The 13,886-nt window shown below is 68.6% G+C and carries 14 protein-coding genes; 2 read left to right on the top strand and 12 right to left on the bottom strand.

Going from position 1 to position 13,886, the window contains the following annotated elements:
- Nucleotides 1–13 precede the first annotated feature (13 nt).
- From AC07RM_RS18060 to AC07RM_RS18100, 9 genes are all read right to left on the bottom strand, one after another.
- Nucleotides 14–403 (bottom strand): VOC family protein, encoded by a 390-nt coding sequence (locus AC07RM_RS18060; protein ID WP_261210488.1) that lies wholly within the window; start codon nt 401–403, stop codon nt 14–16.
- A gap of 23 nt (nt 404–426) precedes the next feature.
- Nucleotides 427–921 (bottom strand): GNAT family N-acetyltransferase, encoded by a 495-nt coding sequence (locus AC07RM_RS18065; RefSeq protein ID WP_490878334.1) that lies wholly within the window; start codon nt 919–921, stop codon nt 427–429.
- 10 nt (nt 922–931) lie between these two features.
- Nucleotides 932–1,807, bottom strand: coding sequence for an S-formylglutathione hydrolase (gene fghA, locus AC07RM_RS18070; protein ID WP_495335400.1), 876 nt, complete (start codon nt 1,805–1,807; stop codon nt 932–934).
- Nucleotides 1,804–2,712 (bottom strand): alpha/beta fold hydrolase, encoded by a 909-nt coding sequence (locus AC07RM_RS18075; RefSeq protein WP_495335401.1) that lies wholly within the window; start codon nt 2,710–2,712, stop codon nt 1,804–1,806. The genes fghA and AC07RM_RS18075 overlap by 4 nt, the downstream gene beginning before the upstream one ends.
- A gap of 17 nt (nt 2,713–2,729) precedes the next feature.
- Nucleotides 2,730–3,836, bottom strand: a complete 1,107-nt coding sequence (locus AC07RM_RS18080) for an S-(hydroxymethyl)glutathione dehydrogenase/class III alcohol dehydrogenase (RefSeq protein ID WP_057594524.1) — start codon at nt 3,834–3,836, stop codon at nt 2,730–2,732.
- A gap of 73 nt (nt 3,837–3,909) precedes the next feature.
- Nucleotides 3,910–4,560: a glutathione S-transferase family protein gene (locus AC07RM_RS18085; RefSeq protein ID WP_495335402.1), complete on the bottom strand. Its 651-nt coding sequence runs from the start codon at nt 4,558–4,560 to the stop codon at nt 3,910–3,912.
- Nucleotides 4,557–5,420: an aromatic ring-hydroxylating dioxygenase subunit alpha gene (locus AC07RM_RS18090; RefSeq protein ID WP_495335403.1), complete on the bottom strand. Its 864-nt coding sequence runs from the start codon at nt 5,418–5,420 to the stop codon at nt 4,557–4,559. The genes AC07RM_RS18085 and AC07RM_RS18090 overlap by 4 nt, the downstream gene beginning before the upstream one ends.
- A gap of 14 nt (nt 5,421–5,434) precedes the next feature.
- Nucleotides 5,435–6,118 (bottom strand): Rieske 2Fe-2S domain-containing protein, encoded by a 684-nt coding sequence (locus AC07RM_RS18095; RefSeq protein WP_495335404.1) that lies wholly within the window; start codon nt 6,116–6,118, stop codon nt 5,435–5,437.
- 17 nt (nt 6,119–6,135) lie between these two features.
- The gene (locus AC07RM_RS18100) at nt 6,136–7,215 is read right to left on the bottom strand and encodes a BMP family ABC transporter substrate-binding protein (RefSeq protein ID WP_495335405.1); all 1,080 of its coding nucleotides are present in this window, start codon (nt 7,213–7,215) and stop codon (nt 6,136–6,138) included.
- Between the two features lie 193 nt (nt 7,216–7,408).
- Between AC07RM_RS18100 and AC07RM_RS18105 the strand changes: the two genes are divergently transcribed.
- Together AC07RM_RS18105 and aroQ are read left to right on the top strand one after the other, a co-directional pair.
- Nucleotides 7,409–8,380, top strand: coding sequence for a LysR family transcriptional regulator (locus tag AC07RM_RS18105; RefSeq protein ID WP_208508497.1), 972 nt, complete (start codon nt 7,409–7,411; stop codon nt 8,378–8,380).
- Between the two features lie 39 nt (nt 8,381–8,419).
- Nucleotides 8,420–8,860, top strand: a complete 441-nt coding sequence (gene aroQ, locus AC07RM_RS18110) for a type II 3-dehydroquinate dehydratase (protein ID WP_057594519.1) — start codon at nt 8,420–8,422, stop codon at nt 8,858–8,860.
- Between the two features lie 7 nt (nt 8,861–8,867).
- Here aroQ and AC07RM_RS18115 read toward each other — a convergent pair whose 3' ends face one another.
- The 3 genes from AC07RM_RS18115 to AC07RM_RS18125 are packed head-to-tail and all read right to left on the bottom strand — an operon-like array spanning nt 8,868 to nt 13,714.
- On the bottom strand, nt 8,868–10,442 hold the full coding sequence (locus AC07RM_RS18115; protein WP_057594518.1) for a SpoVR family protein: 1,575 nt from the start codon (nt 10,440–10,442) through the stop codon (nt 8,868–8,870).
- Nucleotides 10,439–11,731 carry a YeaH/YhbH family protein gene (locus AC07RM_RS18120; RefSeq protein ID WP_093343149.1) on the bottom strand — a complete coding sequence of 431 codons (1,293 nt, stop codon included), beginning with the start codon at nt 11,729–11,731 and terminating at the stop codon, nt 10,439–10,441. The genes AC07RM_RS18115 and AC07RM_RS18120 overlap by 4 nt, the downstream gene beginning before the upstream one ends.
- A gap of 60 nt (nt 11,732–11,791) precedes the next feature.
- Nucleotides 11,792–13,714 (bottom strand): PrkA family serine protein kinase, encoded by a 1,923-nt coding sequence (locus AC07RM_RS18125; protein ID WP_093343147.1) that lies wholly within the window; start codon nt 13,712–13,714, stop codon nt 11,792–11,794.
- Nucleotides 13,715–13,886: the final 172 nt, after the last annotated feature.

Consider the following 13,886-nt stretch of genomic DNA (forward strand, 5'->3'; position numbering starts at 1 on the left):
GTGTTCGTGGGGTTCAGGCCGTGATCTCGATGCGGTTGCCGTCGGGGTCGAGCACCACGCTCTCGTAGTAGCCGTCGCCGGTGCGGCGCGGGCCGTCGAGCAGCGGGTAGCCGTCGGCCTGCAGCCGGCGGCTCAGCGCGTCGACCGCTTCCTCCGAGCCCACGCTGATCGCGAGATGGGTCCAGCCCATGCGCTGCGCGCCGGGCTCGGCCGTCACCGGAGAGAGCGTGCTGGTGGTCATGGCCTCGATGCGGGCGCCGTCGCCCAGGCTCAGGAAGCAGGAGGCGAAGCCCTTCGCGGGATTGACGTAGCCCTCGCCCGCGGCGGCGCCGAAGTAGTCGACGTAGAAGCGCTTGCAGCGTTCGAGGTCGGTGGTCCAGAGGGCGATGTGGTCGATGCGCATGGTGAAGAAGACGGCGAATGGGTTCAGGCCTTGCGCCAGGGCGCGCGCGCCGGATACCAGTGGTAGCTGATGCGTTCGCGCCCGCTGGTCGGATGGCGGTCGACCGTGCCGCGCGCGAGGCCGTAGCGCTCGTAGAAGCGCTGGGCCGCGGTGTTGGTGAGCGCCACGTGCAGCCGCCAGCCGGTGGGCATGCGCACGCAGGCCTCGTCGAGCAGCGCCTGCCCCAGGCCCTGGTTGCGCAGGTGCGGATCGACGAACAGCTGCGCCACGTACTCGCGCCGGTCGTGCAGCACCATGAAGGCCAGTGCCTGCGCATCGCGCTCGGCGATCACCACCTCGGCCGGCGCCACGAACTCGGTGCGCACGCGCTGCAGCCAGTGAGAGATCGGCTCGATCACCGGCGTGCCCGGATGCGAGGCCGCCCAGGCCCGGCGCCAGATGCCGGCGAGCACCATGTTCTCCTCCGCCGCGCCATCGCGCAGTCGCAGGTGGAAGGCGGGCGTCTGGGCGTCGGACATGGCCGTTCGTTCAGCCGCGCAGCACCTGCGCGTGGTGCGCCAGGTGGTCGGCCATGAAGCTCTGGATGAAGTAGTAGCCGTGGTCGTAGCCCGCGTGGCGCCGCAGCGTGAGCGGCTGGCCGGCGGCGAAGCAGGCGGCCTCGAAGGCTTCGGGATGCAGCTGCTCGGCGAGGAATTTGTCGGCCAGGCCCTGGTCGACCAGGATGCCGTGCGGATAGGGCGCCGCGACCTGCGACTGCATCAGCGCGCTGGCATCGTGCGCGAGCCAGGCCGCGCGGTCGTCGCCGGGTTCGCCGAGGTAGCCGCGCAGCGCCTTGTCGCCCCAGGGGCACTGGGTGGGCGCGCAGATCGGCGCGAAGGCCGACAGCGAAAGGAAGCGCCCCGGATGGCGCAGCGCCAGCGTGAGCGCGCCGTGGCCGCCCATCGAGTGGCCGAAGATGCCCAGGCGCGCGGTGTCGATCGCGAACTGGCGGCCCACCAGCGGCAGCAGCTCCTGCACGATCCAGCTCTCCATGCGCCAGTGGGCGGCCCAGGGCGCCTCGGTGGCGTCGAGGTAGAAGCCGGCGCCGATGCCGAAGTCCCAGCTCGCGGTGGCGCCCGGCAGCGCTTCCACGGCCGCGCCGCGCGGGCTGGTGTCGGGCGCGATCAGCGCGAGGCCGAGGCTGGCGGCCATGCGCTGCGCGCCGGCCTTGATCGCGAAGGTCTCCTCGTTGCAGGTCAGGCCCGCGAGGTACAGCAGCGCCGGCACGCGCTCGTTCGCGGCCTGCGGCGGCAGGTAGACCGAGAAGCGCATCGGCAGGCCGATCTCGTGCGAGGCCTGTTCGTAGAAGCCCTGCACGCCGCCGAAGCAGTGGTGCTCGGACAAGGTCTTGAGCAGATCGGTCATGCGGCGCCCCGCACCAGTTCGAGCACCGCGTCGGCGAAGGCGCGCGGCGCCTCCTGCGGCAGGTTGTGGCCCACGCCCGGCACCAGCCGGTGCGAGCGCGGTCCGCTGAAGCGCGGCGCATGCGCCGATGCATCGGCCGGTGGCCGCACGCCATCGTCGATGCCGTCGAAGGTGATCGCGGGCACGCGGATGACCGGCTGCGCGGCCAGCTGGCGATCGATGTCGGCATAGGCCGGATCACCCGCCACCAGGCCGAAGCGGTGGCGGTACGAGTGGATCACCACCTCCACGAAGTCGGGATGGTCGAAGGCCGCGGCGCTGCGCTCGAAGGTGGCGTCGCCGAAGCGCCAGGTCGGCGACCACAGCTTCCACAGCAGCTTGGCGATGGCCTTGCGGTCCTTCTGCAGGCCGGCGTGGCCGCGTTCGCTGTGGAAGTAGTACTGGTACCAGAGGCTGTGTTCGTTCTCGGGCGTGTCGGGCTCCATCGCCTTGGCGATGTTCTGGATGTTGTAGCTGTTGAGCGATACCAGCCCCGCGCAGCGCTCGGGCCACAGGGCCGCCACCACGCAGGCGGCGCGGCCGCCCCAGTCGTAGCCGGCGAGCACGGCGCGATCGATCTCGAGCGCATCGAGCAGCGCCAGCAGGTCGGCGCCGAAGGCCGCCTGTTCGCCCGAGCGCGGCGTGTCGGCGCTCAGGAAGCGCGTGCCGCCGTAGCCGCGCATGTACGGCACGATGGTGCGGCAGCCCTCGGCCGCGAGCAGCGGCGCGACCTCGGCGTAGGTGTGGATGTCGTAGGGGAAGCCGTGCATCAGCAGCACGGGCGGCCCGTCGGCCGGGCCGCTCTCGTGGTAGGCGACCTCGAGCACGCCGGCTTCGATGCGGCGCAGGGGCTCCATGCGTTCCATGGTCGGCACCCGCGGCGTCAGTAGAGCACCACGCCGCGGATCGACTCGCCGCGCTTCATGAGGTCGAAGCCGTCGTTGATCTTCTCGAGCGGCATGGTGTGGGTGATCAGGTCGTCGATGTTGATCTTGCCTTCCATGTACCAGTCGACGATCTTCGGCACGTCGGTGCGGCCGCGCGCGCCGCCGAAGGCCGAGCCTTCCCACTTGCGGCCGGTGACCAGCTGGAACGGGCGCGTGCTGATCTCGGCGCCGGCCTCGGCCACGCCGATGATGATGCTGCGGCCCCAGCCCTTGTGCGTGCACTCGAGCGCCTGGCGCATCACCTTGGTGTTGCCGATGCACTCGAAGCTGTAGTCGGCGCCGCCGTCGGTCAGCTGCACGATGGCGTCGACCACGTTCTCGGTGTCCTTGGGGTTGATGAAGTGCGTCATGCCGAACTTGCGCGCCATGGCTTCGCGCTCGGGGTTCAGGTCGACGCCGATGATCTTGTCGGCGCCCACCATCTTCGCGCCCTGGATCACGTTCAGGCCGATGCCGCCGAGGCCGAACACCACCACGTTGGCGCCGGCTTCCACCTTGGCCGTGAAGATCACCGCGCCGATGCCGGTGGTGACGCCGCAGCCGATGTAGCAGACCTTGTCGAAGGGCGCGTCCTCGCGGATCTTGGCCAGCGAGATCTCGGGTGCGACCGTGTAGTTGCTGAAGGTGGAGGTGCCCATGTAGTGGGCGATGGGCTTGCCGTCGAGGCTGAAGCGGCTGGTGCCGTCGGGCATCAGGCCCTTGCCCTGCGTGCCGCGGATCAGCTGGCACAGGTTGGTCTTGCGCGACAGGCAGAACTTGCACTGGCGGCATTCGGGCGTGTAGAGCGGGATGACGTGGTCTCCCTTCTTGAGGGTGGTGACGCCGGGGCCGACGTCGACCACGATGCCCGCGCCTTCATGGCCGAGGATGGCGGGGAAGATGCCTTCGGGGTCGGCGCCCGACAGGGTGTAGTAGTCGGTGTGGCAGATGCCGGTGGCCTTGATCTCGACGAGCACTTCGCCGAACCGGGGGCCGTCGAGGTCCACGGTTTCGATGGTCAGGGGGGCTCCGGATTTCCAGGCGACGGCGGCTTTGGTTTTCATGGCGTGTTCGGGGGGAAAGGGGGGAGGAGGGAGGGAATGGGGGCCGGAAGACGGCGCGAGGCCTCAAGGATACTCAGGCGGGGCCAGCGGGGAAGATACCCGACATGCCGATGAACCCGGGCAGGTGTCGGAAATCCCAGACCCAGTGTCGCAGGGCGGGAAACTCGTCGAGCGAAATGCCGCCTTCGCCGGCCAGCGCCACGTAGGGGAAGCAGGCCAGGTCGGCGATCGTCGGCTCGGCCGCCGCGGCCAGCCAGCGCAGGCCGGCGCTGGCCTGCTCGGCCAGGTGGTCGTCGAGCACGCGGAACACGGCGCGCGCACCGGCGCGGCAGGCCTCGATGTCGAGGTGGCGGTAGCCCAGCGCGTCGTGCAGCCGCGCGGCCGAGGCGGTGCGCGTGATCTCGTCGGCCGTGGCGAGCCACATCGCGACCTGGCCGCGCAGCTTCGGCTCGTCGGGGTACCAGCGCCGCCGGGCGTCGTGGCGGCTCGCGAGGTAGACCAGGATGGCCTGCGCGTCGCGCAGCACGAAGCCCTCGTCCTCGAGCACCGGGATCTGGCCGAGCGGGTTGAGCTGCGCGAGGAACGCGGCCGACTTGTGCGCGCGCCCGGGGTAGAAGTCGACCGGCACGGCCTCGTAGGGAACGGCCAGCCAGGCCAGCAGCTGCCGTACCTTGAAGCAGTTGCCCGAGAGCGGGTAGTCGTGGAGCCTGAGCAGCGTCGTCATGCGGCGGCCCTCGTGCCGAAGCGCATGCCGCGCTCGCGCAGCCAGCGGCGGTAGGTGACGGAGGTGGTGTCGCCGCGCGTCGGCGTCTCGGCGCGGCCTTCGAGCGGCATGCGCTTGAAGGCATGGTTCTCGAGGATCGGCTTGTCCTGGCCGAAGATGGTGTGCTGGAACGCGATGAGCTCGGCGTCGCTCGACACATCGTCGAAGTAGGCCAGCACCGTGTGGGCGATCACGTGCTCGTCGTCGAGCGGCTGCAGGAACAGGCCGATGGCGTCCTGCGCCTCGGGCCGCAGGCTCGACTTGTAGAGCATGGCCGAGAAGGGCTGCATCACGCGGTAGGTGTAGCGCACGTCGGCGCCGCTGTCGTGCGCGGCCGAGGCACGCGGCTGCCAGAAGCGGCAGTCGGTGGCCCAGATCTCGCCGGTGGCGGGCTCGATCGCCACCTCGTACCGGGCGACCTCGGTGTGCGGCACCTTGCCGAGGTAGTCGGCATGCACGAAGGGAAAGTGCGCCATGTCGAGGAAGTTCTCGATCACGCGCAGCCCCGACACCGCGACGCCGATGCCGCCGCAGTCGACGAGGCGGCGCCCGGGCTCGGTGTATTCCGGAAACTCGAACAGCGGGCGCGCGGGCCGGCCGCTGGGGCAGACCCAGAGGTAGCCGTGGCGCGATTGCACGGAAAGCGGCTGCGTGCCGAGCCGGCATTGCGGCGTGCCGTCGGCCTCGGCCCACAGCGAGAGCGTGGCGCCGAGCAGGCAGGTGCCGTAGGGCTGCCGCTGCGAGCGGCCGTCGAGCGCGCTCGCGGGGCCGACGACCAGCCAGTCGTCGAGCATGTTGGGATCGTCGGTGACGAAGGGCATCGTGCGTCCTTCCTTCAGGCGTTGGGTTGTTCGATGTCGCCGCGCAGGGTTCGCGCGGCCGCGTGCAGGGTCTTCATGGCCTCGGCGCCCGGGGCGGCCTCGGTCCACAGGTGGACGAAAGCCAGTTGCGCTTGCGCGTCGAGCAGCAGCGCGACGGTCGGCGTGCCGCCGAGCGTGCCGCGCCAGGCGCCCGGGGCGGCGTCGGCCGCGAAGCCCAGCCGTGGGAGTGCCTCGCGCACCAGTTGCGCACCGGCGCGCAAGGTCAGCGTGCGGCAGAAGTGCCAGCCGGCCGGCACGGCATCGGCCAGTGCCTGCGGCGTGGGCGGCGGCGCGCCGCCCTCGTGCGCCAGGTTCACCCACAGCATGCCCGCCGCGTCGACCGCGCCGAACACCCTGGCGCAGACGTTGCGCGGCGCGGGCATCGCCGGGTGGGCGGGAATGCCGACGCACTGCCCGTTGCCCGCGGCGTACTGCCAGCCGTGGTAGGCGCAGGAGAGGCGGTTCTCGACCACCTGGCCCAGCGTGAAGCGCACGCTGCGGTGCGGGCAGCGGTTCTCCCAGGCCTGGGCCGCGCCGTCGGCCGAGCGCCAGAGCGCGAGCTCCTGGCCCTCGGCGAAGCCGGCGACGATGTTGGCGCCGGGGCGCAGCCCGGCCGAAGGGGCGACGGGATGCCAGGGGGCGGTAGCAGGATGCGTCATGGGGTTCTCCATGGCCTTCAACGCGAGCCGCCCACCACGCCCTCGGCGAACCAGTCCATCCGGCCGAGGTCCGCGTCGGCGACGCGGGCGCCCGCCGCCACGCGGACCGCGCCCTTCTGGTCCTTGATGGGGCCGGCGAACACCTGCAGCTTGCCGCTGGCGATGTCGCGTTCCTTCGCCTGCACGAGTTCGGCGACGTCCTTCGGCACCCGCGGGCCCATCGGCGCCATCTTCACCACGCCGTCGCCGATGCCGCCGAGGTAGAGGCCGGGCTTCCAGCTGCCGGCCATCACCTCGCGCGCCACCCGGGTGTAGAAGCCGCCCCAGTGGTGGGTGACGCCGGTGAGGTAGTTCCTGGGCGCGTGGCTGCGCATGTCGGAGTGGAACGAGATGGCGCCCACGCCGCGCGCCTCGGTGGCGGTGGCGACGGCGGGCGTGTCGGTGAAATGCGTGAGCACGTCGGCGCCCTGGTTCATCAGCGCGACCGCGGCGTCGCGCTCCTTCGGCGGGTCGAACCACGAATTGACGAACACCACGTGCACCATCGCCTTCGGATTGACGCTGCGCGCGCCGAGCGCGAAGGCGTTGAGATACCACATCACGTCGGGCACCGGGTGGGCGCCGACGAGGCCGATGATGTTCGAGCGCGTGGTCCGGCCCGCCACGATGCCCGCGAGGTAGCCGCCCTCGTGCCAGCGCGCGTTGTAGCCGCCGAAGTTCTTCGCGGTCTGGTAGCCGCTCGCGATCAGGTACTGGACGCCGGGGTTGTCGTTGGCGACCGTGAGCATCGGCTTCATGTAGCCGAAGGAGGCGCCGAAGATCAGCTGGCAGCCGTCGGCCGACAGCTCGCGCGCCACGCGTTCGGAGTCCGGGCCTTCGTTGGTGTCGGGCACGGTGCGCACGCTGACCTGGGCGCCGAGGTTCTTCTCGAGCTCGCGCCGGCCGAGGTCGTGCTGGTAGGTCCAGCCCGTGTCGCCGACCGGGCCCAGGAAGACAAAGCCGATCTTGAGCGGGCCGGCGGCCCAGGCGCTGCGCAACGGCAGCAGGGAGGCGGCAACGCCGGCGGAAAGCAGGGTGCGGCGGGCAGGGCTGTGCATCGGGGGTTCTCCTGTCGTGGGGAGTGGGGCTCGGGCCTCCAGGGCTCGAAGGCTCGAGGTCTCGGCGGGGCATGGCATAGCATTCGCTACGCCCGCGCAGACCGTACCGTTTCCCGCCCTCCGATGAAAGCCACATGCCGAGACGCAACTTTTCATTTCTGAAACGGCCGACCCTCGCCGACAGGGAGCGCGCGTGACCGGCATCGACCTGGCGCTGGTGCAGGCCTTCGTGCTCGTCGTGCAAAGCGGCAGCCTCACGCGGGCCGAGAGCCTGTCGGGGGTTTCGAAGGCCACGCTGAGCCGGCAGCTCACGCGGCTGGAGGAACTGCTGGGCGCGCAGCTGCTGATGCGCAGCTCGCGCCGCATCACCGCGACCGAGGCGGGCCGCGCCTTCTTCGTGCGCTGCGAGGACCTGCTCGGCGAGGTCACGGGCCGGCTCGAGACGGCGCGCACCGAGATCCAGGAGATCACCACCGGCGTGTCGGGCAGCCTCTCGCTGCTGTCGGACACCCAGTTCGGCACCTCCTTCGTCTGCCACGTGGTGAAGCTGTTCCTGGAGTCGCATCCCAACGTGCGCTGCCAGCTCGACGTGGCGAGCCGGCCGAACGCGCCGGGCATCGGCGACGTGGACTGCTACGTGTGCTCGGAGCCGCCCGACGCGCCGAACCTCGTCGCCAAGCTGCTGGGCCAGCTCAACTATGGCCTCTATGCGAGCCCGCAGTACCTCGAGCGCCAGGGCACGCCGCGCTCGCCCGACGACCTGGCGGCGCACCGCGCGATCGTGATGAAGGAGGCCGCGGGGCCGTCGCAGGTGCTGCTGGTGTCGGGCGCGTCGGGCCGCCATGCCTACCGGCCCGAACCCGCCTTCGAGACCAACGACCATTGGGTGATGAAGACCTTCTGCATCGACGGCCTGGGCATCGCGCTGCTGCCGGCCTTCTTCGTGCGGCCCGAGCTGGCGCAGGGCGTGCTGGTGCCGGTGCTGCCGCAGTGGCAGCCGCAGCCGCGGCGCATCTACTGCGCCTACCAGCGGCAGCGCTACATGGGGCAGAAGCTGCGCGCCTTCGTCGACCTGATGGCGCGCTGCGTGGTCGACATCGACTCGTACAACTACTACGTCGGCTCGTCGGCGGCCCGGCGGGGCAGGGCGGGTGCCAGACCATAATGGCGGCCCGTCCGACGCGTGCTGCCAGCCCGATCCATCATGAAGAAAATCCTCGTCCTCAACGGCCCCAACCTCAACCTCCTGGGCACGCGCGAGCCCGAACAGTACGGCCGCGACACGCTGGCCGACGTGGAGCGCCTGTGCCATGAAACGGGCGCAAAGCTCGGCGTGGCGATCGAGTGCCGCCAGACCAACCACGAAGGCGTGCTGGTCGACTGGATCCAGGAAGCGGGCCGCGAGGTGGCGGCCGGCACCATGCTCGGCGTGGTGATGAACCCGGGGGCCTACACCCACACCTCGATCGCGCTGCACGACGCCATCAAGGGCGCGAGCGTGCCGCTGATCGAGCTGCACATCTCGAACGTGCACGCGCGCGAGGAATTCCGCCACCGCTCGTACATCTCGCCGGCGGCGCGCGGGATCATCGTGGGGCTGGGCGTGAAGGGCTACACGCTGGCGATCGCCGCGCTCGTGCCCTGAACCTCGGCTAGTACAGCGCCCGCGGCGCCGAGGCCTTCCAGCTGCGGCTGATGCGGCCCTGCGCATCGACGCTCTCGAGGTGCACGTCGAAGCCCCACAGCCGCGCCACGTGCTTGAGCACCTCCTCGGCATCGTCGTGCAGCGGCAGGCTGTTGCGCTGGGTGTGGCGCAGCGTCAGCGAGCGGTCGCCGCGCATGTTGACGTTCCAGACCTGGATGTCGGGCTCGCGGCTGCCGAGGTCGTACTGGCGCGACAGTGATTCGCGCAACGCCTGGTAGCCGCTGTCGTCGTGGATCGCCGAGACCTCGAGCTCGGACTCGCTCTGGTGGTCGCGGATCGCGAACAGGCGGAAGTCGCGCATGGTCTTCGGGCTCAGGAACTGGCCCACGAAGCTCTCGTCCTTGAAGTTGCGCATCGCGTAGTCGAGCGTGGCCACCCAGTCGCTGCCCGCGAAGTCGGGGAACCAGCGCCGGTCCTCGTCGGTGGGCTTCTCGCAGATGCGGCGCAGCTCGGTGTACATCGCGAAGCCGAGCGCGTAGGGATTGATGCCGCTGTAGGCGCGGTGGCCCACGGGCGGCTGGAAGATCACGCCGGTGTGCGAACTCAGCCACTCCATCATGAAGCCGTCGTCGAGCTGGCCGCGGTCGTACATGGTGTTGAGCAGCGTGTAGTGCCAGAAGGTGGCCCAGCCCTCGTTCATGACCTGGGTCTGGCGCTGCGGATAGAAGTACTGCGCGATCTTGCGCACGATGCGCACCACCTCGCGCTGCCAGGGTTCGAGCAGCGCGGCGTTCTTCTCGATGAAGTAGAGCAGGTTCTCCTGTGGCTCGAGCGGAAAGCGCGGCGCCGATTCCGAGCCGGCGTTCTGCTCGCTGCGCCGCGGCAGGGTGCGCCAGAGGTCGTTGACCTGCTGCTGCATGTGGCGCTCGCGCTCGGCGCGCTGGGCGCTCTCCTGCGCCAGCGAGCGCTTCTGCGGCCGGCGATAGCGGTCCACGCCGTAGTTCATCAGCGCATGGCAGGAGTCGAGCAGCTTCTCGACTTCATCGACGCCATGGCGCTCCTCGCATTCGGCGATGTAGTGCCGCGCATAGACCAGGTAGTCGATGATCGAGGACGCATCGGTCCACATCCGGAACAGGTAGTTGCCCTTGAAGAAGCTGTTGTGGCCGTAGGCCGCGTGCGCGATCACCAGGGCCTGCATGGCCATGGTGTTCTCCTCCATCAGGTAGGCGATGCAGGGATCGGAGTTGATCACGATCTCGTAGGCCAGCCCCATGTGGCCGCGGCGGTAGTTCTTCTCGGTGGCGATGAACTGCTTGCCGTACGACCAGTGCCTGTAGATCATCGGCATGCCCACGCTGGCGTAGGCATCCATCATCTGTTCGGCCGTGATGATCTCGAGCTGGTTCGGGTAGACGTCGAGGCCGTAGCCGCGCGCGGTGCGCGCGATCTCGGTGTGGTAGCGCTCGATCAGGTCGAAGGTCCAGTCCGAGGGGCTGGGCAAGCGCTCGAGCTTGCCTTGCGGGATGGTGGCGGCGGTCGGCAGCGGAGGTGCCGAAGGAGGGCGGTCGGCGGGGGTCATGCGCTGGCTCCTTCCTTCTTGAACAGGTCGCGGAACACGGGGTAGATGTCGCTGGCCTCGGACACCTTGCGCATCGCGAAGTTGGGCTCGATGCCCTCGAGCTGCGCGTATTCCTGCCACAGGTTCTGCTCGGTCTCGGCCACCTGCACATAGGCGTAGTAGCGCACCTTCGGCAGGATGTTCTCCTCGAGCAGCTGGCGGCAGCGCCCGCTGTCCTGGTGCCAGTTGTCGCCGTCGCTGGCCTGCGCGCCGTAGATGTTCCATTCGCCGCTGGGGTAGCGCGCGCGCACGATCTCGTCCATCAGCACCAGCGCGCTCGACACCACGGTGCCGCCGGTCTCGGTGGCGTGGAAGAACTCGTCCTCGCTGACCTCCTGCGCCTGCGTGTGATGGCGCAGGAACACCAGGTCGATGGTCTCGTAGTGCCGCGTGAGGAACATGTACAGAAGCATGAAGAAGCGCTTGGCCATGTCCTTGCGCGCCTCGTCCATCGAGCCCGAGACGTCCATCAGGCAGAACATCACGGCCTTGGCGCTGGGCACCGGCGTCTTCACGCGGTTGCGGTAGCGCAGGTCGATCGGATCGATGTAGGGCACGTGGCGCGCGGTGCGGCGCAGTTCCTCGATGCGTGCCTCGGTCTCGGCGATCTCGTTCTGGATGAAGGGCTGCGTGGCCTGCGGATGCGCCCTCAGGTGCAGCAGGTGCGCCTCGAGCCGGCGCAGTTCCTTGCGCGGTTCGCCGCCGAGCGCGATGCGCCGGGCCAGCGCGCCGCGCATCGAACGCACCACGTGCAGGTTGTTGGGCGTGCCGTCGCTGGTGAAGCCCGCGCGGTGGCTCTTCCATTCGGGCACGTCGGCGATCTGCGTGCGGATCAGGTGCGGCAGCGCGAGATCGTCGAAGAACACGCGCATGAACTCCTCGCGCGTGAGGTGGAACACGAAGTCGTCGTTGCCCTCGCCGCTGTCGCTGGCCTCTCCGCTGCCCGAGCCGCCGCCCTGGCCGCCCTCGGGGCGCTTGATGCGGTCGCCGCGCACGTACTCCTGGTTGCCCGGGTGCACGTACTCGCGGTCGCCGCCGCGCGCATGGCCGAACACCGGCTCCGACACATCGTGGCGCGGCAGCGTCACATCCTCGCCCTGTTCCAGTTCGCGGATGTTGCGGCCGCTCACGGCCCGCCGCACCGCCTCCTGGATCTGGCCGCGGTAGCGCCGGAGAAAGCGCTCGCGGTTGCCGATGGACTTGTTCTTGCCCGAGAGCCGGCGGTCGATGATCTGCTGCAGGATGGCCACGATGGTTTCAAAGCTCCTTGCAAAACGATGGGCGTTGGCGTGCTCCGTTGATGGTGCGCGCTACGAGCTCTTGCGCACGCGCAGGTACCACTCGCACAGCAGGCGCACCTGCTTGGCGGTGTAGCCCTTCTCGACCATGCGCGTGACGAAGTCCTCGTGCTTCTTCTGCTCGTCGGCGCTGCTCTTGGTGTTGAAGCTGATCACCGGCAGCAGCTCCTCGGTGTTGGAGAACATCTTCTTCTCGATCACCGCGCGCAGCTTCTCGTAGCTGGTCCATGCCGGGTTGCGGCCGTTGTTGCCGGCTCGCGCGCGCAGCACGAAGTTGACGATCTCGTTGCGGAAGTCCTTCGGGTTGCCGATGCCGGCCGGCCGCTCGATCTTCTCGAGCTCGCCGTTGAGCGAGGCGCGGTCGAAGACCTCGCCGGTGTCGACGTCGCGGAACTCCTGGTCCTGGATCCAGTAGTCGGCATAGGTCACGTAGCGGTCGAAGATGTTCTGGCCGTACTCGCTGTAGCTCTCGAGGTAGGCGGTCTGGATCTCCTTGCCGATGAACTCGGCATAGCGCGGCGCCAGCAGCTCCTTGATGTAGCTGATGTACTTCTGCTCGACCTCCTGCGGGAACTGCTCGCGCTCGATCTGCTGCTCGAGCACGTACATCAGGTGCACCGGGTTGGCGGCCACCTCGGAGCTGTCGAAGTTGAAGACCTTGGAGATGATCTTGAAGGCGAAGCGTGTGGAGACGCCGCTCATGCCCTCGTCGACGCCCGCGTAGTCGCGGTACTCCTGGATCGACTTGGCCTTGGGATCGGTGTCCTTGAGGTTGTCGCCGTCGTAGACCTGCGACTTGCTGAAGATGCTCGAGTTCTCGGGTTCCTTGAGCCGCGTGAGCACCGACAGCTGCGCCATCATGCGCAAGGTTCCGGGTGCGCAGGGCGCCTGGGCCAGCGAGGAGTTGCGCACCAGCTTCTCGTAAATCTTGATCTCCTCGGACACCCGCAGGCAGTAGGGCACCTTGACGATGTAGATCCGGTCGAGGAAAGCCTCGTTGTTCTTGTTGTTGCGGAAGGCCTTCCACTCGCTCTCGTTGCTGTGGGCCAGCACGATGCCGTCGAAGGGGATCGCGCCGAAGCCCTCGGTGCCCTTGAAGTTGCTTTCCTGCGTGGCGGTCAAGAGCGGGTGCAACACCTTGATCGGCGCCTTGAACATTTCCACGAACTCGAGCAGGCCCTGGTTCGCGAGGCACAGGCCGCCCGAGTAGGCGTAGGCGTCCGGGTCGTCCTGGGCATAGGTCTCGAGCTTGCGGATGTCGACCTTGCCGACCAGCGAGGAGATGTCCTGGTTGTTCTCGTCGCCCGGTTCGGTCTTGGCCACCGCGATCTGGCGCAGCACCGACGGGTAGCGCTTCACCACCTTGAACTGGCGGATGTCGCCGCCGTACTCCTCGAGCCGCTTGACGGCCCAGGGCGACAGGATGCGCTGCAGGTAGCGGCGCGGGATGTTGAATTCCTTCTCGAGGATCTCGCCGTCCTCGGCCGCGTCGAACAGGCCCAGCGGCGATTCGTTCACGGGCGAGCCGTGGATCGCGTAGAAGGGCACGTGCTCCATGAGCTGCTTGAGGCGCTCGGCGATCGAGCTCTTGCCGCCGCCGACCGGGCCCAGCAGGTAGAGGATCTGCTTCTTTTCCTCCAGGCCCTGCGCGGCGTGGCGGAAATAGGACACCACCTGCTCGATGGCCTCCTCCATCCCGTAGAACTCCTTGAACGCCGGGTAGATCTTGATGACCTTGTTGGCGAAGATGCGCGAAAGGCGGGAGTCGTTGCGGGTGTCGACCAGTTCGGGGTCGCCGATGGCCTTGAGCATGCGCTCGGAAGCCGTGGCGTAGGCCATCGGATCCCGTTTGCAGAGTTCCAGGTAGTCCTGCAGTGAAAGGACCTCTTCGCGAGTGCGCTCGTAACGCGCTGCAAAGTTGCTGATCACATCCATGGTCACGCCTCCGTCAAGTCAGCGGGCCTTTAAAGCCCGAAATCCTGCAGTCCGAAAGCGTCGCATCTTTTGAAAAAGGTGTGGCCGCCCAGGGCTGCATGCCTTGGAAAACTCCCTTAAACACAATCTGCACAATCAGCATAAAGCAAAGAGTGCACCCAGGAAATAGTTG

This window comes from Variovorax sp. GW821-FHT09B05 (assembly GCF_059418265.1).